The organism is Micromonospora sp. NPDC005174 (assembly GCF_040608495.1).
Lineage (GTDB): Bacteria > Actinomycetota > Actinomycetes > Mycobacteriales > Micromonosporaceae > Micromonospora.
Genome location: NZ_JBEXIJ010000036.1, coordinates 22,424 through 44,347 on the forward strand (window position 1 = coordinate 22,424; position 21,924 = coordinate 44,347).

Consider the following 21,924-nt stretch of genomic DNA (forward strand, 5'->3'; position numbering starts at 1 on the left):
TGAGTAGTCATGGCTGACATCGTGCTCGACAAGGTGAGCAAGAGTTTCCCGGACGGGACGGTCGCCGTGCGGGACGTCGACCTGGAGATCGCCGACGGTGAGTTCGTGATCCTGGTCGGCCCCTCGGGCTGCGGAAAGTCCACCACCCTCAACATGATCGCCGGCCTGGAGGACATCAGCTCCGGCGAACTGCGCATCGCCGGCAAGCGGGTCAACGACAAGGCCCCCCGGGACCGGGACATCGCCATGGTGTTCCAGTCGTACGCGCTCTACCCGAACATGACCGTCCGGGAGAACATGGCGTTCCCGCTGCGCCTGGCGAAGCTCGACAAGGAGACGATCAACTCCAAGGTCGACGAGGCCGCGAAGGTGCTGGAGCTGACCGCGCTGCTGGACCGCAAACCCGCGAACCTCTCGGGTGGCCAGCGGCAGCGGGTGGCGATGGGCCGGGCGATCGTCCGCCAGCCCAAGGCGTTCCTCATGGACGAGCCGCTGTCCAACCTCGACGCGAAGCTGCGCGTGCAGATGCGTACGGTGGTGTCCCGGTTGCAGAAGCAGCTGGGCACCACCACCGTCTACGTCACCCATGACCAGACCGAGGCCATGACCCTCGGCGACCGGGTAGTGATCATGCGGGGTGGCGCGGTGCAGCAGGTCGGCCCGCCGCAGGAGCTGTACGACCGCCCGCGCAACCTCTTCGTGGCCGGTTTCATCGGCTCCCCGTCGATGAACTTCCTGCACGCCGCCGTGCAGGACGGCAGCCTGCGTACCGCCCTGGGTGACGTGCCGCTCGACGACCGGGTCCGCCGGGAGTTGGAGGCGGCCGACGCGCCCCGCGAACTGATCCTCGGCATCCGTCCCGAGCACTTCGAGGACGCCGAACTGATCGACGACGACACCCGCCGCCGGGGCCTGGAGTTCGAGGCGCCGGTGGAGATCGTCGAGTCGATGGGCTCGGACAAGTACGTCTACCTCACCGTGGAGGGTGAGCGGGCCACCGCCGCCGAGCTGGAGGAGTTGGCCGCGGACGCGGGCGCGGGTGACTTCGCCGGCGGCGGCGGCAACCTGGTCACCCGGCTGTCCGCCGAGTCCGGCGCGACCGAGGGCGATTCCCGCCGAGTCTGGTTCAACCTGGAGAAGATCCACCTGTTCGACCCGTCCACCGGCCGCAACCTGACCCTGCACGAGGACTGAACCCCGACCCCCGACCCCCCGAACCCGAACCCCCGCCCCCTGCTCTCGCCGATCTTGCACTTTCTGTCGTCGACATAGGTGAAATGCCCTTTAGGTCGCCACAGAAAGCGCAAGATCGGCGAGAGCAGGGGGTGGGGGTGAGGGCGCGGGGGTGAGGGGGTGGGGGTGGGGGCGGGGGCGCGGGGGTGGGCTGCGGCTTGTGGCTGGGCGTGGCAGGGTGGGCGAAGGTTGTGGTGTTGGCGGGGAGCGGGGGACTGATGGATCGGCGACTTGTTGCGTTGGCCACCGCGCACGGTGTGTCCACCTGGTACGAGGACTGGCGACACCGCCGCGTCGAGGTCGCCCCGGAGACCGTCGTGGGTGTTCTCGGCCTGCTCGGCGTGGACGCCACCAGCCCCGCCGCGATCGCGGACGCGCTCGCCGCCGCCCGAGCGGTGGACCGGACCACGCTGCCGCCGACAGTGGTGCTCACCGAGGGCAAAACCCGCGCCCTGCCCGGCCCGGGCGTGGTGTCCCTGGAGGACGGCGGCCGACGGGCGGTCGACGGCGAGCTGCCCGGGGACCTGCCGCTGGGCTGGCACCGACTGGCCTGCGACGGCCGGGACGTGACCCTCGTCGTGGTGCCCCGGCGGCTGCCGGTGCCCCCGCGCACCTGGGGCTGGATGCTCCAGCTCTACGCGCTCACCTCCGAGCGGTCCTGGGGCATGGGTGACCTCGGCGACCTGGCCGAGTTCACCGAGTGGGCGGGAGCGACGGGCGCCGGGCTGGTGCTGCTCAACCCGCTGCACGCGGTCGGGCCGGCGCACCCGGTGGCCGCGTCGCCGTACTCGCCGGCCAGTCGACGCTTCGTGAACCCGCTCTACCTGCGCGTCAGTGACACCGCCGCGTACGCCTCGGCCGACCCGGCGACCCGGGCGGTGGTCGACGCGTTGCGTCCGGACCGTGGCGACCTGATCGACTACGACGAGGTGTGGACCGCCAAACGGCGCGCGCTGGAGCTGCTGCACCCGTACGCCCAGCCGGTTGACCTCGCCGCGGACCCGGCGCTGACCAGCTTCGCCACCTGGTGCGCGCTGGCCGAGCGGCACGGCAACGACTGGCGGGCCTGGCCGGCGGAGCTGCACCACCCGGACGCCCCGGCGGTCGCCGAGCAGCGTCGCGAACTCGCCGACCGGGTGGCCTTCCACGCCTGGCTGCAACACCTGTGCGACGAGCAACTCGACGCCGTGACGGCGGCAGCCCGCTCGGCCGGCATGCCGGTCGGCGTGGTGCACGACCTCGCCGTCGGCATCGACCCGGGCGGCGCGGACGGCTGGCAGCTCGCCGACGTCCTGGCCCAGGGGGTACGGGTCGGCGCGCCGCCGGACGACTTCAACCAGCTCGGTCAGGACTGGGGGCTCGCCGCGTGGCGACCGGACCGGCTCGCCGAGACCGGGTACGCGGCGTACCGGGACATGCTGCGGCGGACCCTGCGGCACGCGGGCGGCCTGCGCGTCGACCACGTCGCCGGCCTGTGGCGACTGTGGTGGGTGCCGCCGGGCGCCGGCGCGGCCGAGGGCACCTACGTGCGCTACGACGCCGAGGCGATGCTCGGCATCCTGGCCCTGGAGGCGCACCGGGCCGGCGCGGTGGTCGTCGGCGAGGACCTGGGCACGGTCCAACCCGCGGTGACGCGTGGCCTGCGGGGGCGCAACATGCTCGGGTCGACCGTGCTGTGGTTCGCGCGGGACGACGACGGCGCGTTCACCCCGCCGGCCCGTTGGCCGCGCAACGCCCTCGCCACGATCTCCACGCACGACCTGCCGACCGCCCCGGGCTTCCTGACCGGCGAGCACGTGCGGGTACGCGACGAGTTGAAACTGCTCGGCACCGATGTGGCCGTCGAGCGCGCCCGGGCCGCCGCCGACCGTGAGCGGCTGCTGGCGATGCTGCGCGACGAGGAACTGCTGCCCGAGGCGCCCGACGCCGGGGCGGTGGCCGACGGTGAGCCGGACGACGGTGACGTGGTGGTGGCGATGCACGCCGCGCTCGCGGCCAGCCCGGCGCGACTGCTCGGCGTGTCCCTCTACGACGTGCTGGGCGAGGTGCGCCAGCCCAACATGCCGGGCACGGTGGACGAATATCCGAACTGGCGGCTGCCGCTGCCGGCGAGCGTGGCACAGATCCGGACGGACCCCGGCGTGACCCGGATCGTCGACCTGCTCACCGCCGCCCGTCCTCGGCGCACCTCCCCCGACCGAGCCGGCCGGCGGACCAGCGCCGACCCGGCGGGGGAGTAGCCCGCCCGCTCAGGTCGCCCAGTCGAACCGCGGCGGCAGTCCGAGGAAGTCGGCGTACCGCGTCAGCGCCCGCTCGACGTCGGTCCGTCCGCCGGCGGTCAGCGGCGTCAACGGCCGTACCGTCAGGGTGACGGCCTCGCGGCCGGCCTTGCGCTTCCACACTCCCACCACCCGGCCGGCGCGAACCACGGTGGCCTGGAAGATGCCGTTGTTGCCGGGCACCACGGCCGCCCGGTGCGCGGTGTCGAGCATCAACGTGCGGTCCCGGTAGCCGAGGAGGTACTCGTCGAAGCCCGGCAGCGCCACCACACCGACCGCCGGGACGCGCGGGGTGTCGGCCAGCGCCGCGTCCACGTACATCGGCTCGCCGTCGACACGTACCGTGCCCAGCAGGTCGTCGGCGGCGGCCAGGCCGCGCCGCGCGTCGGTCAGGGTGAGGCCGCTCCAGCCGGCGAACTCGCGGTCGGTGACCGGTCCGTGGCCCCGCACGTAGCGGTGGGCGAGCAGCGCCAACGCCTCGTCCCGCTCCGGCCTGCGTTGCTCCGGCGCCCACTCGTCGAGCAGGACGAACGTCTGCTCGGTGCCGACGTTGGGCGCCACGCAGGTCACCCCACGCACGCTCGCGTACCAGAGCAGGTGGTAGCCGCGCTGGCCGTCGGTGCCGATCCCCGCCGCGCGCAGAGTGGCGAGGCACTGCGCCCGGGTGAGCCGGCCGCCCCCGGCCAACGCTGCGCCGAGCACGTCGAGCGCCCGGGCCTCGTCGGCCTCGGTCAGCCCGAGCTGCGCCCGCCGGGTCGCCGAGCCGGACATCGCGCGGACGCCGGTCAGCTCCAGCATCCACCGGGTGTCGGCGGGCGGGACGAGGTGCACGGTGCCGCGCATCGGCCAGGTGCGCAGCGCTTCGCGGCGCTCCAGCGCGGCCTGTACGTCGGCCACGGTCGACCCCGGCAGCCGGGCGCCCAGCGACCACAGGCCGCTCGCCAGATCCTGCGCCTGCATCGCGCCGAACCACTCGACCACCTCGGCGACGGTGCCGGGCCGGGTGGCGGGATGCGGTCGCAGCAGCAGGCTCGTCATCCGCAGTGCCAGCGCTTCGGCCGCGCTGAGGTCGGCAGGCATCGCGACGTCCCCTCTCCGGTGGTCGGAGCCCGTCAGCGTAGGCCAGGACCGGGCGTCTCCAGTTGCCCTCCAGAGTGTCGCGTTAGCGTCAGGATCGCCGACCACAGCCACCGGAACGAGGACAGCCATGAGCAGTGACGCCTCCGACGAGACCGAACCACCGCGGCACCCGTTGCCGCCCTTCACCGACCAGAGCGCGCGGATCAAGGTGCAGGCCGCCGAGGACGCCTGGAACACCCGCGACCCGCAGCGCGTTGCCGCCGCCTACACACCCGAGAGCGTGTGGCGCAACCGGTCGACGTTCGTCACGGGTCGCCGGGAGATCGAGGAGTTCCTGACCGACAAGTGGGAGCGCGAACGCGAGTACGCGCTGCGTAAGCAGCTCTGGGCGTTCCACGAGAACCGCATCGCCGTACGGTTCCAGTACGAGTGGCACGACGCCACCGGCCAGTGGTGGCGGAGCTACGGCAACGAACAGTGGGAATTCGACGCCCGCGGTTACCTGGCCCGGCGTGAGGCCAGCATCAACGACGTACCCATCACCGTCGAGGAGCGTCGCATCTTCGGCCCGAGGGCGACCGGGGACGACTCCGACCTGCCGCTTCGCTGACCTGACCTGCGGCCCGCGCCTGGATCGCGCCCACAGATCGTGGCGACACGAGGCGTAACGGTGACCGTCGTGGGAATGCCGCCGGCCGGAAGTACGCGCGCCGCGCGTACGGAAGGGAGTCTCATGACTGCCGCAAGCGAGCCGGCCCAGGGTGCCGGCGTACCGGCCGATTCTCGGGCCCGTCGGGCGTCCACCGGCGCCAAGACCAGCGCGGCCGCCACTTTCGCCCTGGTCTTCGGGGTTGCCGGCCTGTTCAGCGTGCTGACCGCCATCCTCGCCTGGCTGGGGCTGGTGCTCGGCATCATCGGCATCGTCCTCGGCATCGTCGGGCTGAAGATGGCCCGCCGACCGGGTGTGACCGGCCGGGGCGTGTCCATCGGTGGCCTGGTGCTGAGCATCCTGGCGGTCCTGATCGGCCTGGGCCTTGCCGCGGGCATCACCACGTTCGTCAACAACGAGAACGCGGTGGACCGCCTCCAGACCCAGGTCAACAACCTGCGGGACAAGCTCGACTGACACCGGTCCCGGCGTGTGGGGGGCCAGGGCGTGCCACTGGCCCCCCAGTAGGGTGGACGGCGTGCTCCGCCAGGTCACCGCGATCCGCTACGTCACCCCACTGCGGGAGGGTGGCTCGCTGCCGGGCGTCGTCGAGGCCGACGACCTCGGCACGTACGTGGCGAAGTTCTCCGGCGCGGGGCAGGGGCCCAAGGCGCTCGTCGCCGAGGTGATCTGCGGCGAGCTGGCCCGCCGGCTGGAGCTGCGGGTGCCGCCGCTGGTGGTCCTCGACATCGACCCGGTGATCGGGCGGGCGGAGCCCGACCAGGAGGTGCAGGAGCTGCTGCGCAACAGCGGCGGCGCCAACCTCGGGATGGACTTCCTCCCGGGTGCGCTCGGCTTCGACCCGGTGGCGCACCCCGTCGATCCGCTGCTGGCCTCGCGGGTGCTGTGGTTCGACGCGTACGTGGAGAACGTCGACCGGAGCTGGCGCAACCCGAACCTGCTCGTCTGGCACCGGGAGCTGTGGCTGATCGACCACGGTGCCGCGCTCTACTTCCACCACAACTGGCCGCGCGCCGAGGCCGCCGTGCACCGCGCCTTCCGGGCCGAGGACCACGTGCTCGCGCCGTACGCCGACCGGGTCGCCGAGGCCAACGGCGAACTGGCCGCCCGGGTCACCCCGGACCTCCTGCGGGAGGTGCTGGCTCTGGTGCCGGCCCAGTGGCTGACCGCCGCCGACTTCGACTCGGGCGACGCGGCGCGCGAGGCGTACGTGGCGCACCTGTCGCGGCGGGTCGCCCGTCCGGCGGACTGGCTACCGGCGGGGAGCGTGGCGTGAGGCATCCGTTCGAGTACGCCGTCATCCGGCTGGTGCCCCGCGTGGAGCGCGGCGAGCAGATCAACGTGGGAGTGCTGCTCTACTGCCAGCAGCGTGACTTCCTGGCCGCGCGGACGCACCTGGACGCCGACCGGGTGCGCGCCCTCGCGCCCGACGTCGATCTGCCGGCGGTGGCCGCGGTGCTGGATTCTCTGGACAGGACCTGCTCCGGTGACGGGCCGGCCACCCGGATGCGGCTCGGCGAGCGGTTCCGGTGGCTGGCCGCGCCGCGCAGCACGATGATCCAGGCCGGGCCGGTGCACACCGGCCTCACCGTCGACCCGGCGGCCGAGTTGGACCGGCTGATGGTGGCGCTGGTCCGCTGAGCGGGCAGTGACCCCTGATCGCGCTGCGCCAGCGCCGTTGCCGGCGGAGCGCGATCCCCCGTTCAGGCGCCGGTGCCAGGGGGGCGGCGGGATCGCGCGCCGGCACCGGTTGGCCTCAGGATCGTCGTCCGCGCGGGCGACCGGATCGGAACGTCCGGGAACTTGCGGAAAACTTGAGACCGGACGGCCGGAAGCCACCAATCTGTCGTTTGTCGCCGCGCCCCAGGGGTAGTCGCGGGAGCCGACCCGAGACGAGAAGGGGACACATCTGATGGCTGCCCAGACGAAGGTGGCGGTGATTTACTACAGCGCCACCGGCATCACCTACCAGATGGCGCAGGCCGCGTGTGAGGCCGCCGGGGAGGCCGGTGCGGACGTGCGCCTGCGCAAGGTGCGCGAGCTCGCACCGGACGAGGCGATCCGCTCGAACTCCGGTTGGCAGGCGCACCACCTGGACACCCAGGACGTTCCCGAGGCGATGATCGACGACCTGGCGTGGGCCGACGTGGCGCTCTTCGGATCGCCCACCCGGTACGGCATGATCGCTGCCCAACTGAAGCAGTTCATTGACACCACCGGACCGCTGTGGGCGCAGGGCGCGCTGGCCAACAAGGTCTACGCGGCCTTCACCTCCACGGCGACGTCGCACGGTGGGCAGGAGACCACGCTGACGTCGCTCTTCAACGTCTTCTACCACTGGGGCGGTGTCGTGGTGCCCCCCGGTTACACGGACTCCAGCCAGTTCATCGCCGGTAACCCCTACGGCGCGTCGCACACCAGCAACAACGGAGAGATCGCACCGGACGCGGTGGCGCTGGAGGCCTGCGGCCTCACCGCCCGCCGGGCAGTGCTGATCGGCACCGCGCTCAAGCAGGGCCTGGGCGGCTGACGAACGGGCGACCGGTGGCACGGGCGGGGGGCTCTCGGCCCGCTCGCACCACCGGTCGCCCCAGCCCTACCCCGCGACGGTGGTCCCCATACCGGACGAGCCGCGGCTAGGCGTGGTGGGCCGCGCGCGACGCCGGCAACAGGTCGGCCAGCAACTCGGTCAGCACGGTCACCCCGTCCGGGCTGAGCACCGACTCCGGGTGGAACTGCACCCCGGCGAAGCCCTGCCCGCGCAGGGCGTGCACGGACCCGTCGCGTACGTCCCGGGCCAGCTCCACCGTCCCGTACGCGGTGTCCAGCCGGTCCATCTCGGCGCGGGCGGTGAACGAGGAGTAGAAGCCCACCCGGCGGGACCGACCGAACAACGCGACCTCCCGTTGCAGCCCCTGATAGGGCGCGTCCCGGCGGTGCAGGCGCAACCCCAGCAGTCCGGCCAGCACCTGGTGCCCGAGGCAGACAGCGAGGGTGGGCCGGCCGGTCGCCAGCAACTCGTCCAGCAGTTCCCGCAGCGCCGCCATCTTCGGATCGTCCGGGCTGCTCGGATCACCCGGCCCGGGACCGGCCACCACCAGGTCGTACCCGTCCAGCGGGCCGCCTTCGTGCCACGGACGTAGCGTGACGGCGAGACCCAGCGCGCCCAGTTGGTGTGCCAACATGCCGGTGAAGGTGTCCTCCGCGTCCACGATCAGCGCCCGCAGACCGACCAACCCCGGCAGGCCGGGCGCGTCCGGCGCCCGCTGGTCCAGCCAGAACCGGGCCAGCGGCGTGTTACGCGCGGCGAGCGCGTCGCGTACCTCCGGGTCGTCGGCCAGCCGCACGACCGGCCCGCGCTCGCCGACGGACGCCGCCGGGCCCAGGCCGAGCGCGGCCAGCACCCCGGCCGCCTTGGCGTGGGTCTCGGCCACCTCGCCGGCCGCCGTCGAATGCCGGACCAGGGTGGCCCCCACCGGCACCCGCAGGCGGCCGGCGCCGGAGATCTCGGCGGTACGGATCAGGATCGGCGCGTCGAGCGTCTGCCGGCCCGCGTCGTCGTGACCGAGCAGCGCCAGCACGCCCGCGTAGTAGCCCCGACCCCGGCGCTCGTGCCGCGCGATGACCCGACAGGCGTTCTCCATCGGACTGCCCGTCACGGTGGGCGCGAACATCGTCTCCCGCAGCACCTCCCGCACGTCGCGGGTGCCCCGCCCGGCGAGCAGGTACTCGGTGTGGGCCAGGTGCGACATCTCCTTGAGGTACGGGCCGATGACCTGACCGCCGTGCTCGGCGACGGTCGCCATCATCTTCAGCTCCTCGTCGAGCACCATGTACAGCTCCTCGATCTCCTTCGGGTCGGCGAGGAACCGCAGGAGCGCCGACCGGTCCGGGGTGCCGCCGGCCGGTCGGAAGGTGCCGCTGATCGGGTTCATCATCACGAGCCCGTCGTCGACGCTGACGTGCCGTTCCGGGCTGGCGCCGACCATGGTCCGGGTGCCGGTGTGCACCACGAACGTCCAGTAGGCGCCGCGCTCGGCGACCAGCAGCCGGCGCAGCGCGGCCAGCGCGGCGACCAGCGGCGCACCCTGCACGGTGGCGTGCAGGGTGCGGTGGATGACGAAGTTGGCGCCCTCGCCGCGACCGATCTCGTCGGTGAGCACCTGCTGCACGATCCGCGCGTACTCCTCGTCGCTGACGTCGAACGCGGCGTCCCGGGTGCGGACCGGCTCGTCGGGCAGCGCGGCCAGGGCCTCGGCCAGCGGAATCCGCCCGTGCTCGCGGATCTGGAGGCACTCCAGCGGCGCGTCGTCGTCGACGCAGGCGAAACCGCGCTCGGCGATCTGCCGGTACGGAACCAGGGCCAACGTCTGCGCCCCGGGCGCGCCCGGGGGCAGCGGGATGTCGGCCAGCCGGTCGACGACGGCGACGGGGCCGGTGAAGAGTTCCAGGTCGTCGGCGCCCTCGCGGCGCAGCAGCGCGAAGGGGCCGGGGTCGTCGCCGCGGGAGATGGCGGCGAGCAGGTCGGTCAGGCTGGTCATCGTGGTCTCCGTGGATGCCGGGTGCCGCCAGCGTGGGCGGCCATCCGGGCCGGAGATCCGGCGGCCGCCTCGATGGCGGCCGCGTGGGTGAAGCTACGCGCGGGGGGTGGCCGCCGGGTCGGCGGGCCACCAGGAGGTCGGGTGCGCGAGCATGCGGTTCACCTTACGCGGTGACGGCCCGACCCGGGACCCCTTCGGACGTACGGGTGTGCCGGGGCGGACCACGGTCCGCGCCAGGCCGGCACCGGGTAACTTGACCGGCGATGAACATTCTCGCACTCGACCTGGGCACCTCCTCCGTACGCGGGCTGGTGCTGGACGGGGCAACCCGCCCGCTGCCCGGCGCCCTGGCCCGGCGGAAGGTCCGACTCGCCATCGGGGACGACGGCACCGGCACCCTCTCCGGACCCGACTACCTCGCCTGCCTCATCGAGTGTCTGGACGAGCTGGCCGAGGCGGGGCACCTGCACGACGTCGACATGGTGGCGACGTCCGCGCAGTGGCACTCGGTGCTGCCGCTCGACCGCGACGGCACTCCGCTGGGACCGGTCGTCACCTGGCTGGACACCCGACCCACGCCGGTCGGCGACACGTCCGGTCCGGCCGACCCGGACGGCTTCCACCAGCGCACGGGCTGCTGGTGGCACCGCTCCTACTGGCCGGTGCGCCTGCCCTGGCTGCGGGAACAGTCCGGCACTCCGATCGCCCGGTTCGTCGGCCTCCCGGAGTACGTACTGGGCGAGCTGCTCCAGACGGCGCCCATGTCGATCTCGCAGGCCTCCGGCACCGGTCTGCTCGACCTCGCCACCCTGCGCTGGGACGAGGAGGCGCTGACGCTGGCCGGCGCGCGACCCCGCGACCTGCCGTCCCTCGGCGAGTTGGACTGGCACGGCCGGCTACGTCCCGACCGGGCCCGCCGCTGGCCGCAGCTGGCCGAGGCCCGCTGGGCGCCGCCGGTGGGCGACGGCGGGGCATCCAACGTCGGCTCGGGCTGCGCCGACCCGAGCCGGGCCGCGGTCACGGTCGGCACCTCCGCCGCCGTACGCCTGATGCAGCGCATCCCGGCCGGCGAGCCGCTGCCGCGGCTGCCCGAACGCCTCTGGCGCTACCGGGTCGACCACGACCACGTGGTGACCGGGGCGGCGTACTCCAGCGGTGGCAACCTGTTCGCCTGGGCCAACCGGGAGCTGCGGCTGCCCGAGGGGGACGAGTTGGACGCGGCGCTGGCGCTGGTACCGGTGGGCGGTGGCCGGCCGGCCGATCCCCGTTTCGGCGGCGACCGGGCACCCGGGTTGGCGCCGGCCGGCACCGGCGAGCTGCGCGGTCTGAGTTTCAGCACCACGGCCGTGGACATCCTGGCCGGGCTGATGCAGGGACTGTGCGGCCTGGTCGCCGAGGACCTCGCGGTGCTGGAGTCCACGATCGACAAACCGGTCGGGGTGGTGCTGGGCGGCGGTGCGGTGGCCGCGTCGGTGTGGTGGCGGCAGGCGTTCGCCGCCGCGCTCGCCCCGCGACCGGTGTCGCACCAACGCAACCCGGAGATCGGTGCGACCGGGGCCGCGTTGGTGGCGCTGGGCCGCTTTGGTGCGGCGGCGGCGCTCGCCGACATCGGCCGGACGGACGAGCTGGTCTCACCGACCACGACAGGACGTTCCCACCCGCAGTATCCTTCCTGAACTTTCGGCCTGCCCGGGCCGTTGACAGTGTCACCGAGCCTGGTTGGATGGACTCCGCTCCCCGGGTCGCGGTGGACGCGGCAGGACGGAGGAGGCAGGGTGGCGGCAGGTCCCGACCCGGTGGCCGGTGCGGTGTCGAACCACCGCCGGCGTCGTTTCGACGTCCGGGTCGTTCCGCATCGACGCCGCTCGCCGTTCCGACTGCGGGACTGGCGGATGAGCACCAAGCTGGCCACCGTGCTGCTGGTGCCGTCGATGGCGTTCCTCGTGCTCGCGGGCGTGCAGACCAGCACACTTGTCGGGCGGACGGCCACGCTCAACGACTTCTCCCAGCAGGTCGGCATCGGCCGGCAGATCACCGCCGTGGTCGACCAGCTCCAGCAGGAGCGGGACCGTTCGGCGGGCGAGCTGGGGGAGCTGCGCCGTGGTGGCGACCGGGAGTCGGCGGCCACCGCCCTGCGGCCGTTGCAGTCTGCCACCGACCGCGCCGTCGAGGACCTGCGCCAGGCGGCCGAGCCGTTGGCCGACGCCGACGCCTCCTGGCGGGTGGCCTTCTCCGAGGTGCTCGAGGCGTACGACCAGGTGATCGACATCCGACCGGCCATCCCGCCGGCGGTGCTCAGCAACGACACCATCCTGAGCAACTACCACCGGGCGGTCGACGCGCTGCTGGACCTGCTCGCCGAGCCGACGCCGGGCCAGGGCCAGCCGGGGTTGAGCGACGCCGTACTGCGCTACGTCCAGATCGCCCGGGTCAAGGAGCTGTCCTCCCGGGTCCGGGGGCAGCTCTACGCCGCCGGTCGGGCCGGCCGGTACGGCACCGAGGACCGGGTGATCCTCTCCGACCTGCGCGCCCAGCAGCTCACCGCGCTCGGCGCGTTCCGGGTGTCCGCCACCAGCGACCAGATCCGGCGGTACGACGAAACCTCGGTGAACCCGATGTTCCAGGTCGCCACCCGCCTGGAGGAGCGCAGCCTCCCGGTGGGCGACGCGGCGCCGGAGGTGCTGCCCTCGGAGCAGTGGTGGTCGGCGAGCCAGCAGCGTCAGGATCTGCTGCGGCAGGTCGAGGCGAGTGTGCTCGACGACGCGGTGCGCCAGGCCGACGATGCCAGCAGTGGCCAACTGCGGACCACCCTGCTGGTGGTCGGTGGCGTCGTGGCGGTGCTGCTGGTCGCCCTGCTGATCTCCCTGCTGGTCGGGCGGTCGGTCGCCCGGTCGATGCGGCTGCTGCGTAGCCAGGCGCTGCGGATCGCGCAGGTGGAGCTGCCCGACGCGCTGGACCGGCTGCGTACCGTCACCGGTGGCGTGCCGAGCATCGACGTGGCGCCGGCGGTGGTCCGGTCGCTCGACGAGATCGGTGAGCTGGCCGAGGCATTCGTCGCGGTGCACCGCAGCGCCGTGACGGTCGCCGTCGAGCAGGCGCTGATGCGTCGCAACGTCAACGCGATGTTCGTCAACCTGGCGCGCCGCAGCCAGGTGCTCGTGGAGCGTCAACTGGAGCTGCTCGACGACCTGGAGCGTGAGGAGAGCGACCCGGACCAGTTGGAGAACCTGTTCAAGCTCGACCACCTGGCCGCCCGTATGCGCCGTAACGACGAGAGCCTGCTGGTGCTGGCCGGTACGGATTCCACCCGCCGGTGGAACCGCCCGGTGGGTCTGGGCACCGTGCTGCTGGCCGCCGCCGCCGAGATCGAGCAGTACCAGCGGGTACGGCTGGAGTCGATGGGCGCCGTCAACGTGGTCGGGCACGCGGTCGGTGAGCTGGTGCACCTGCTGGCCGAGCTGCTGGAGAACGCCACGGCGTTCTCGCGTCCGGACACGTCCGTCGTGGTGACCGCCCGGGTCGAGGCGTCCTCGGCGCTGATCGAGATCGTCGACGACGGCCTGGGCATGAGCTCGGCCGCGCTGGCCGAGGCCAACGCGATGCTGGCCAGCCCGCCGGCCGCGGACGTCGCGGCGGTCGAGCGGATGGGCCTGTTCGTGGTGAGTCACCTGGCGAGCCGACTGGGCGTGCGGGTACAGCTCGAAGGACGCCACAGTGGCCTCGTCGCGCGGCTCGTGCTGCCGCCGACCCTGCTGGCGCCCGGCGGCACGGTGGAGCTGGATCCGCCGGCGTCCGCCCGGATGCTGGCGTCGAGCGCCGCGCGGGGCGCCGCGTCGCAGCGCACACCGGGGGCGTCTCCGCCCGGCGGCGCCCGCGGGCCGGCCGCCGCGCCGCTGGACCTCCCGGTGGCCGGTCGTCCGCCGTCTGCCGCCGTGCCGCGCCAGACCCGTCCCGTGCCGGTACGCGCCGATGACGTCCTGTCCCCGACCGCTGCCTCCTCGAACGACGGCGGCTGGTGGTCCCGGCAGGGTCCGACCGGTCCGGCCGCCCCCGTCCAGCCCGTGCCGCCCGCCACGCCGGTGACGGCCGGCACGAACGAGCGAGGGCTTCCGGTACGCGTGCCGATGGCGCAACTCTCCGCGGTCACCCGCCCCGCCCAGCCGGGCTCGGCGTCGCCGCGCGCCGAACTCGACCCGGACGCGGTCGGTGGCATGCTTTCCCGGCTCTACAGCGGGGTACGGCGTGCCGAGGCCGAGGACACCACCGAGATACCGGTGCCACCCTCGTGGGGGCACGACGAAGGAGGACGACGACAGTGACGACGTTGAGCCAGGAGGCACGTGACCTGAGCTGGCTGGTGAGCGCCTTCGCGGATCGTGTGCCGGGCGTGGCGCACGCGGTGGTGGTCTCCTCCGACGGACTGCTGGTGGCGATCTCCGACCATCTGCCCCGCGACCACGCGGACAAGCTCGCCGCGGTGACGTCCGGGCTGATGAGCATCACGGCGGGCGCGGCGCAGATGTTCGACGGCGACATCGTCAAGCAGACGGTGGTCGAGATGGGCCGGGGCTACTTCCTCGTGATGCAGGTGCGCGACGGGTCGATCCTGGCCACGCTCGCGGCCGGAGACGCCGACATCGGCGTGGTGGGCTACGAGATGGCGCGGTTGGCGAAGCAGGCGGGGGAGATGCTCACCCCTGCGCTGCGGGCGGAGTTGCAGCAGGCGCTGCCCCGCTGAGTCTTCCGGCCGTGACCCGGACGGTCACCGGCTCACCCGAGCCGAGCCGTCCGGGCCCGGCCGTCCGGGCGGCCCGTTCAGAAGCCGCCCTCGGCGATGACGGAGCGGTACCAGTGGGCGCTGCGCTTGAGGACGCGCCGCTGGGTCACGTAGTCCACGTAGACCAGGCCCCAGCGCTGCTCGTATCCCTCGTCCCACTCGAAGTTGTCGAGCATCGACCAGACATGGAAGCTCTCCAGCGGCACCCCGTCAGCGATGGCGCGGTGCGCGGCGGCCAGGTGGTCGCGCAGGAAGGTGATCCGGCCGCTGTCGTCGACGGTGTCGTCCGCGGCCAGGGTGTCGGGGGTGGGCAGACCGTTCTCGGTCACGGTGAGCGGGATCGGGCCGTAGTCGCGGGTGACCCGGGTCAGGATGTCGTACATCCCGTCGGGGTAGATCTGCTGCCAGCCGGCCTCGGAGGTGGGCCAGCGGTGTTCGGTGCTGCCGTCGGCGGCGACGTAGATCGGGGTGTAGTACTGCACCGCCAGCAGGTCGATCGGCGACGAGATCACCGCCAGGTCGCCGTCGCGGATGCCGCGGACCATCCGGCTCTGCGGACCCAGGTCGGCCAGGACGTCCTGCGGGTAGCTGCCCTTGAGCAGCGAGTCGAGGTAGAGCCGGTTCTCGTAGCCGTCGTAGAGGAGTGCGGCGGCGGCGGCCTCGGCGGAGTCGTCGGTGGGGTAGCAGGGGTGCAGGTTGAGCGCGGGGCCGATCCGTGCGGTGCTGTCCGAGGCGCGGAGCGCGCGCACCGCGAGGCCGTGGGCGAGCTGCAGGTGGTGGGCGACGAGGTAGGCGGCGTCCGGGTCCTTCCGGCCGGGGGCGTGGTGACCCATGAGGTAACCGTTCTGCACGACGGTCTTGGGCTCGTTGATGGTGAGCCAGACCGGTACCCGGTCGCCGAGGGCCGTGAAGACGGCGTCGGCGTAGTCGGCGAAGCGGTGGGCGGTGTCGCGGGACTCCCAACCGCCGGCGTCCTGCAACGCCTGCGGCAGGTCCCAGTGGAACAGTGTCGCCATCGGGGCGATGCCGCGCTCGTGCAGGCCGTCGAGGAGTCGCCGGTAGAAGTCGAGCCCGCGCTGGTTGGGCTGGCCGCTGCCGTCGGGTTGGATGCGGGGCCAGGAGATCGAGAAGCGGTAGCTGCGCAGACCCAGGTCACGCATCAGGTCGAGGTCTTCGGCGTACCGGTGGTAGTGGTCGGCGGCCACGTCGCCGGTGTCACCGTTGCGGGTACGTCCGGGGAGGCGACTGAAGGTGTCCCAGACCGACTCGCCGCGGCCGTCCTCCTTCGCGGCGCCCTCGATCTGGTAGGCGGAGGTGGCCGCGCCCCAACCGAAGTCGCGGGGGAAGCGCAGCGGGCCGGCGGGCCCGGTAGGTATCGACATGGATTCTCCTCGTGGATACGGGGCCACCGCCGAGATTCGGGAGCGCTCCCAGGATAGGCCAGGAGCGCCCGACCCGGTCAGCCGGCCGTCACGGCGGCCGACGTTGGCGGGTCGAGGCGGATGAGGGCCCCGGACAGCGAACGAGGCCGACCGGGCGGCGCATCGCGCCTGTCCCGTCGGCCTCTTTTCCCATCGTGTACGGGGGTTTAGTGTGGGGACGGGGGAGGGCAACCCCCGTCCCCACCGTAACTGCACACACACGGGCGGAATTGGGTCCTGCCGTGCGTGTCGCGCGGGAGCCGGGCCACGCGAGTGGCTCTGGTTCCACCTCCCTCCCTGTGGCGGGATGATGGCTGACGGCGGCGTCCGGGCTGGCCCGCCGTCGGCCTTCGGATGGTTCCCCGGGTCCGCCACGAGGACGGTCCCGGCGATCTTCCAGTTGGAACCTTTGTCGATGGAAGCGCTCCCATCGACCGATGTTGCGACTGTAACGCCCGTCACGCCTTTGTGAAAGACCCAAAACGAGATCGAAACAACTGGCGGATCCTGCCCCCTCCCCGCTTGTTGTGGGAGCGCTTCCATGGCAGACTGTCGATTCCACGCGACAGGAGCCAGATCGCGTGGTCGCGGGACCGCCGAGGGCAGCCGGCAGCACGACTTCCGGTCACGGCACCCGAATAGCGGCCGGCGGGACCCCCTCCCGCACGGACCGCATCGCACCCCCGGCCGGGCCCGGGGCTACCACCTTCCCGGCGCCTCGAATCCCCGCGTACCACCACCTGTGGGCAGGCGCCTCGCCGGGAACAACCCGGCCTGGTCCGAGGAGACACCGCGCACATGAGACATCTGGCACGACGCCGTCGAGTGGCGATCCTCGCCGCCGCCGCGCTCGCCGTCGGCGGGGTGACCCTGCCCGCTGGCGCCGCGCAGGCCGCACCGGCCTGCGACGTGGTCTACGCGACCAACGACTGGAACACCGGCTTCACGGCCAACGTGACCATCAAGAACCTGGGCGACCCGATCAGCAACTGGACGCTCAAGTGGACCTTCCCGAACAGCGGCCAGCGGGTGACCCAGGGCTGGTCGGCCCGGTTCAGCCAGTCCGGCAGCGAGGTCACCGCGACCAACGAGTCGTACAACGGCAACCTCGGCACCGGGGCCTCCACCACCATCGGCTTCAACGGCTCCCACACGGGGAGCAACCCGAAGCCCACCTCGTTCACCCTGAACGGCACCCCCTGCAACGGCACCCCGGCCAACCAGCCGCCGACCGTCTCGCTCAGCCTGCCCTCCGGGCCGTTCACCGCGCCCGCGGACGTGCCGCTGACCGCGACCGCCAGTGACCCGGACGGGACGATCAGCAAGGTCGAGTTCTACCGCAACGGCCTGCTCATCAACACCGACACCACCGCGCCGTACTCCTACACGCAGGAGGACCTGCCGGCTGGCAGCTACACGGTGCAGGCCAAGGCCTACGACAACGCGAACGGCATCGGGGTCGCCGAGAAGTCGTTCACCGTCGGCGCCGCCAGCGGTCCGACCCTGATCGCCACGCCGTCCGCGGTGAGCGTCAACGAGGGTGGCACCTCCACCTTCAACCTCAAGCTCAGTGCCGCGCCGACGACAAGCGTGCCGGTCACCCTCACCCCCAGTGGGGACAGCGACGTCACGGTCTCGCCGAGCACCGTCACGCTGACGCCCACCAACTGGAACACCGGGGTCACCGTCACGGTCGCCGCGGCGGAGGACACCGACACCGTCGGCGGTAGCGCCACCATCACCGCGTCGGCCACCGGGCTCGCCTCGCTGGCGGTCGCCGCCACCGAGATCGACAACGACACCCCCGGCGGCGACAACGCCTACATCAAGAAGTTCCTCGACCAGTACGGCAAGATCAAGAACTCGGGTTACTTCAGCCCCGAGGGCGTGCCGTACCACTCGGTGGAGACGCTGATCGTCGAGGCGCCCGACCACGGTCACGAGACCACCTCGGAAGCGTTCAGCTTCTGGATCTGGCTCGAGGCCCAGTACGGCCGCGTCACCCAGAACTGGGCGCCGTTCAACAACGCCTGGACGGTGATGGAGAAGTACATCATCCCGTCGCACGCCGACCAGCCAACGGCGGGCTCCGCCGGCACCCCGCAGTACGCCGCGGAGTACAACCTGCCCAGCCAGTACCCCTCGGCCCTGAACCCGAACATCTCGGTCGGGCAGGACCCGCTGCGCTCGGAGCTGCAGTCCACCTACGGCACCGGCGACATCTATGGCATGCACTGGCTGATGGACGTCGACAACACGTACGGCTTCGGTCGCTGCGGCGACGGCACCACCAAGCCGGCCTACATCAACACCTTCCAGCGGGGCACCCAGGAGTCGGTGTGGGAGACCATCCCGCAGCCGTCCTGTGACACCTTCAAGCACGGCGGTCAGTACGGCTACCTCGACCTGTTCGTCAAGGACACCGGCGCTCCCGCCAAGCAGTGGAAGTACACCAACGCGCCGGACGCCGACGCCCGTGCGGTGCAGGCCGCGTACTGGGCGCTGACCTGGGCCAAGGCGCAGGGCAAGCAGGCCGACGTCGCCGCCACCGTGGCCAAGGCCGCCAAGATGGGCGACTACCTGCGGTACGCGATGTTCGACAAGTACTTCAAGAAGATCGGCAACTGCGTCGGGGCCAGCACCTGCCCCGCCGGCAGCGGCAAGGACTCGGCGCACTACCTGCTGTCCTGGTACTACGCCTGGGGTGGCGCGTACGACACCAGCCAGAACTGGTCCTGGCGCATCGGCTCCAGCCACAACCACTTCGGCTACCAGAACCCGTTCGCGGCCTGGGCGCTGACCAACACGCCGGAGCTCAAGCCCCAGTCGTCGACCGCGGTCTCCGACTGGACCAAGAGCTTCGACCGGCAGCTCGAGTTCTACACCTGGCTCCAGTCGTCCGAGGGCGGCATCGCCGGTGGCGCGACGAACAGCTGGGACGGCAGCTACGCCCAGCCGCCGTCGGGCACGAGCACCTTCTACGGCATGTTCTACGACGTCGACCCGGTCTACAACGACCCGCCGTCGAACCAGTGGTTCGGCATGCAGGCGTGGTCGATGCAGCGGATCGCCGAGCTGTACCTGCAGACCGGCAACACGAAGGCCAAGGCGCTGCTGGACAAGTGGGTGCCGTGGGCCATCGCCAACACCACGATCGGCACCAACTGGTCGATCCCGTCGGACATGAAGTGGACCGGCCAGCCGACCACCTGGAACCCGAGCAGCCCGCAGCCCAACACCAACCTGCACGTCGAGGTGATCAGCAAGGGCCAGGACGTCGGCGTCGCCGCCTCCTACGCCCGGATCCTGATCGCGTACGCGGCCAAGTCGGGCAACGCGGCGGCGAAGACCACCGCCAAGGGTCTGCTGGACGCGCTGGACGCGGCCAGTGACTCGAAGGGTGTCTCCACCACCGAGACGCGTGGCGACTACAAGCGCTTCGACGACGTCTACGACGCCTCCAGCGGTCAGGGCCTCTACGTACCGCCGGGCTGGACCGGGAAGATGCCCAACGGCGACGCCATCGCCGCCGGGAAGAGCTTCCTGGACATCCGGTCGTTCTACAAGAACGACCCGGACTGGCCCAAGGTGCAGGCGTACCTGAACGGTGGCCCGGAGCCCACGTTCAACTACCACCGCTTCTGGGCCCAGGCCGATGTGGCCATGGCTTACGCCGACTACGGGAGCCTGTTCCCGAACGGCTGACAGCGACCCGGGATGGGTGGAGTGCCCCGCCCATCCCGGGGTTCGGCCGGGTCCGGGGGAACGACGGGACCCGGCCGGCGGACGGCCTGACACCCACGGTCAGGCCGGGGTGGGCCGGTCATCTGGCCAACGCAGCGGGTCGACCGGCCCACCCCACCGCCCGGACTGAAGACTGCCGCGAAAAAGCCCAGAAATTCCGGCTGTCGCGGGATCACAACAATGAGGATGACGGAGTAACGTACGTCACCGGAGAGGCCGCTCCCCCCGTGGCGGCCTCTCCACTTTTATGCCCGTCGGCGTTCCCGTCCGGCCGTCTCGTCGGGCCCGGCGCCCGGCCCGATCGGGTGGCGCAGCCCCGGGTGACCCGGTGGCAAGGACCTAACCGGCGGGAGCCGGTGGGCCACCGATCGACCGGTCCGGCATGGCCGCTACGGTGTGCGGATGCGCGCGACGGCACGGGGTTGGACCGCGGTCTGGTTGGTCGTACTGGCCCTCGTCCAGGCGGCCGCCTTCCTTGCCGTCTGGCGGGTTGCCGTGCACACCGGGACCGGTCAGTGGGTCGACACGGTCGCCCTCACCGGCAACCAGATCGGTCACGACCGCATCGACGGGCCGGTGGACCGGATCCTCAACGCGATGTCGGTGGTGTCGCTGCTCGCCGCCACGGCGACGATCGGCTTCATCGCGCTCATCCGGGGGCGGATCGCCCTGGCGGTCACCGCGACCCTGCTGATCGCCGGAGCCAACCTCTCCACCCAACTGCTCAAGTACGGGTTGAGCCGACCCGACTTCGGCGTCGACCCGGAACGCACCGCCCTGGGCAACAGCCTCCCCAGTGGTCACACCGCTGTCGCCGCGTCGGTGGCGGTGGCGCTGATGTTCGTCCTGCCGCGCAAGGTGCGAGCCGTCGGTGCCTTCGTCGGCGCGTTCTACGCCGCCGTCGCCGGGGTGGCCACCCTCTCCGCCGGTTGGCACCGTCCCAGCGACGCGGTCGCCGCCTACCTGGTGGTGGGTGTCTGGGCGGCGCTGGCCGGGCTGCTCCTGCTGATCACCCAACGGGAACAGGCCCAGATCGAGCCGGGCGACGCGCACCGCCTCGCCGCCGTCGTGCTCGGCGTGGTCGGCGTGCTCGCCCTGGTCGCCTCCGGCGTGGCGCTGTCCTGGCTGGTGGACCTGCGCACGATCGGCCCGCAGGAGTTGGCCCGCCGACCGTTGTTCATCGCGTACGCGGGCAGCGCCGCCGGCATCGCCGGGACGATGTCGGTGGTGATGGCGCTGGCGCTGATCGTCGTGCACCGGCTGGTTCCCCGGGTGAAGGGCTGACCCGGCGGGCGTCCGGTGATCAGGCGCCCTGGCGGGGAGCGGGCACGTGTGGGGCGACGCCCCGCAGGTGGCTGAGCACGACCGGATCGATCCGCCCCGGCACGAGGCGCTCCTCCAGGTTCTCCAGCCCCGCCCAGGAGACCAGCGCCGCCTTCGGCCCGGTGTGGTCCACCGGGTGACCCAGAGCGGTGAGCAGCGCCGCCACCTCGTCGGCGACCGCTCCGCTCAGGTCGAGCAGCGTCGCCGGGTCGGGCCGACTGAACAGCATCGTGTGCACGGCCAGCAGCCGACCGAGTTCGGCGACCGGATCGCAATGGTCGTCCACCCGCAGGTCGACCAGGACGTCGCTGGTGCCGCCGTATCCGCCGCCGCGCTCGACCACCAGCAGGCCGGCGCTCTGCCGACCGCGCCGGTCCCCGCCGGCCTCGTCACCGGCGCGCAGCGCGGCGACCAGTCGCTGGGCGAACGGCAGCGTCGACGAGGCCAGCCACGCCTCGCCCATCGCGTCGACCACCTCCGGGCCGGTCAGAATGTTGCCCTGCGCGGCCCAGCCGTCGCCGGTGCGCCCGCCGGCCCACGGGTGGCAGGCGGGGCCGGTCCAGCTCGCGCCCGGGCCATCGGAGCCCACCACGCCGAGCTGTCGGTGCTGCCGCTGCGGGTCGGCGGCGACCAGGCCGGCCACCACCTCGGCGGCGGCCACCCCGGTACGCAGCAGCGTGAGCCCCTGCGGGCGGTAGGCGAGGTTGACGTGCGCCTGGGTGGCCAGCGCCCCGACCTCGGCCTCCGCGGCCGGCACCAGCGCTCCGGCGGCGAGGAACTTGCTGGCCACGGCGACACCGTGGCGGCGGCCGTCGGCGGAGCGGGCGACGAGGGAGAAGGTCACGGGCCGAGACTA

Annotated in this window: 16 protein-coding genes; 12 read left to right on the plus strand and 4 right to left on the minus strand. The window is 72.3% G+C overall.

Annotated features, from left to right (window positions below; all coding sequences use genetic code 11):
• Positions 1-9 precede the first annotated feature (9 nt).
• Together ugpC and malQ are read left to right on the plus strand one after the other, a co-directional pair.
• On the plus strand, positions 10-1,194 hold the full coding sequence (ugpC, locus tag ABZU91_RS28360) for a sn-glycerol-3-phosphate ABC transporter ATP-binding protein UgpC (protein ID WP_355246830.1): 1,185 nt from the start codon (positions 10-12) through the stop codon (positions 1,192-1,194).
• Positions 1,195-1,451: 257 nt separating this feature from the next.
• Positions 1,452-3,473: a 4-alpha-glucanotransferase gene (gene malQ / locus ABZU91_RS28365; RefSeq protein ID WP_355246834.1), complete on the plus strand. Its 2,022-nt coding sequence runs from the start codon at positions 1,452-1,454 to the stop codon at positions 3,471-3,473.
• Positions 3,474-3,482: 9 nt separating this feature from the next.
• Here malQ and ABZU91_RS28370 read toward each other — a convergent pair whose 3' ends face one another.
• Entirely contained in the window at positions 3,483-4,592 is a 1,110-nt protein-coding gene (locus ABZU91_RS28370) for a winged helix DNA-binding domain-containing protein (RefSeq protein ID WP_355246837.1), read from the minus strand.
• Between the two features lie 127 nt (positions 4,593-4,719).
• Here ABZU91_RS28370 and ABZU91_RS28375 point away from each other — a divergent pair, with 127 nt between their 5' ends.
• From ABZU91_RS28375 to wrbA, 5 genes are all read left to right on the plus strand, one after another.
• On the plus strand, positions 4,720-5,202 hold the full coding sequence (locus tag ABZU91_RS28375; RefSeq protein ID WP_355246840.1) for a nuclear transport factor 2 family protein: 483 nt from the start codon (positions 4,720-4,722) through the stop codon (positions 5,200-5,202).
• A 123-nt stretch (positions 5,203-5,325) separates the two neighbouring features.
• Positions 5,326-5,718: a DUF4190 domain-containing protein gene (locus ABZU91_RS28380; protein ID WP_355246843.1), complete on the plus strand. Its 393-nt coding sequence runs from the start codon at positions 5,326-5,328 to the stop codon at positions 5,716-5,718.
• 61 nt (positions 5,719-5,779) lie between these two features.
• Complete coding sequence (locus tag ABZU91_RS28385; RefSeq protein ID WP_355246846.1) at positions 5,780-6,538, plus strand: HipA family kinase; 759 nt, start codon at positions 5,780-5,782, stop codon at positions 6,536-6,538.
• Complete coding sequence (locus ABZU91_RS28390) at positions 6,535-6,903, plus strand: DUF3037 domain-containing protein (protein WP_355246849.1); 369 nt, start codon at positions 6,535-6,537, stop codon at positions 6,901-6,903. The genes ABZU91_RS28385 and ABZU91_RS28390 overlap by 4 nt, the downstream gene beginning before the upstream one ends.
• A gap of 271 nt (positions 6,904-7,174) precedes the next feature.
• A complete protein-coding gene (gene wrbA / locus ABZU91_RS28395) occupies positions 7,175-7,792 on the plus strand; it encodes an NAD(P)H:quinone oxidoreductase (RefSeq protein WP_355246852.1) in 618 nt (205 codons plus the stop codon).
• Between the two features lie 106 nt (positions 7,793-7,898).
• Here wrbA and ABZU91_RS28400 read toward each other — a convergent pair whose 3' ends face one another.
• On the minus strand, positions 7,899-9,803 hold the full coding sequence (locus ABZU91_RS28400) for an anthranilate synthase family protein (protein ID WP_355246855.1): 1,905 nt from the start codon (positions 9,801-9,803) through the stop codon (positions 7,899-7,901).
• Between the two features lie 263 nt (positions 9,804-10,066).
• Here ABZU91_RS28400 and ABZU91_RS28405 point away from each other — a divergent pair, with 263 nt between their 5' ends.
• From ABZU91_RS28405 to ABZU91_RS28415, 3 genes are all read left to right on the plus strand, one after another.
• The gene (locus tag ABZU91_RS28405) at positions 10,067-11,479 is read left to right on the plus strand and encodes an FGGY family carbohydrate kinase (protein ID WP_355246857.1); all 1,413 of its coding nucleotides are present in this window, start codon (positions 10,067-10,069) and stop codon (positions 11,477-11,479) included.
• A gap of 99 nt (positions 11,480-11,578) precedes the next feature.
• Positions 11,579-14,122 carry a nitrate- and nitrite sensing domain-containing protein gene (locus ABZU91_RS28410; RefSeq protein WP_355246860.1) on the plus strand — a complete coding sequence of 848 codons (2,544 nt, stop codon included), beginning with the start codon at positions 11,579-11,581 and terminating at the stop codon, positions 14,120-14,122.
• A 5-nt stretch (positions 14,123-14,127) separates the two neighbouring features.
• Complete coding sequence (locus tag ABZU91_RS28415) at positions 14,128-14,541, plus strand: roadblock/LC7 domain-containing protein (RefSeq protein WP_323178473.1); 414 nt, start codon at positions 14,128-14,130, stop codon at positions 14,539-14,541.
• A 77-nt stretch (positions 14,542-14,618) separates the two neighbouring features.
• Here ABZU91_RS28415 and ABZU91_RS28420 read toward each other — a convergent pair whose 3' ends face one another.
• A complete protein-coding gene (locus ABZU91_RS28420; RefSeq protein ID WP_355246863.1) occupies positions 14,619-15,962 on the minus strand; it encodes a GH1 family beta-glucosidase in 1,344 nt (447 codons plus the stop codon).
• An 846-nt stretch (positions 15,963-16,808) separates the two neighbouring features.
• Here ABZU91_RS28420 and ABZU91_RS28425 point away from each other — a divergent pair.
• Complete coding sequence (locus ABZU91_RS28425; protein WP_355246914.1) at positions 16,809-19,706, plus strand: glycoside hydrolase family 48 protein; 2,898 nt, start codon at positions 16,809-16,811, stop codon at positions 19,704-19,706.
• A 435-nt stretch (positions 19,707-20,141) separates the two neighbouring features.
• Positions 20,142-21,029, plus strand: a complete 888-nt coding sequence (locus ABZU91_RS28430) for a phosphatase PAP2 family protein (RefSeq protein ID WP_355246866.1) — start codon at positions 20,142-20,144, stop codon at positions 21,027-21,029.
• A 19-nt stretch (positions 21,030-21,048) separates the two neighbouring features.
• Here the strand turns inward: ABZU91_RS28430 and ABZU91_RS28435 are convergent, their stop codons facing one another.
• A complete protein-coding gene (locus ABZU91_RS28435; RefSeq protein ID WP_355246868.1) occupies positions 21,049-21,912 on the minus strand; it encodes a DUF1028 domain-containing protein in 864 nt (287 codons plus the stop codon).
• Between the last annotated feature and the right edge of the window lie 12 nt (positions 21,913-21,924).

Coding starts and splice junctions, on each gene's coding strand:
- ugpC (WP_355246830.1), top strand. CDS start 10: ATGGCTGACATCGTGCTCGACAAGGTGAGCAAGAGTTTCCCGGACGGG.
- ABZU91_RS28420 (WP_355246863.1), bottom strand. CDS start 15,962: ATGTCGATACCTACCGGGCCCGCCGGCCCGCTGCGCTTCCCCCGCGAC.
- ABZU91_RS28375 (WP_355246840.1), top strand. CDS start 4,720: ATGAGCAGTGACGCCTCCGACGAGACCGAACCACCGCGGCACCCGTTG.
- ABZU91_RS28380 (WP_355246843.1), top strand. CDS start 5,326: ATGACTGCCGCAAGCGAGCCGGCCCAGGGTGCCGGCGTACCGGCCGAT.
- malQ (WP_355246834.1), top strand. CDS start 1,452: ATGGATCGGCGACTTGTTGCGTTGGCCACCGCGCACGGTGTGTCCACC.
- ABZU91_RS28405 (WP_355246857.1), top strand. CDS start 10,067: ATGAACATTCTCGCACTCGACCTGGGCACCTCCTCCGTACGCGGGCTG.
- wrbA (WP_355246852.1), top strand. CDS start 7,175: ATGGCTGCCCAGACGAAGGTGGCGGTGATTTACTACAGCGCCACCGGC.
- ABZU91_RS28400 (WP_355246855.1), bottom strand. CDS start 9,803: ATGACCAGCCTGACCGACCTGCTCGCCGCCATCTCCCGCGGCGACGAC.
- ABZU91_RS28370 (WP_355246837.1), bottom strand. CDS start 4,592: ATGCCTGCCGACCTCAGCGCGGCCGAAGCGCTGGCACTGCGGATGACG.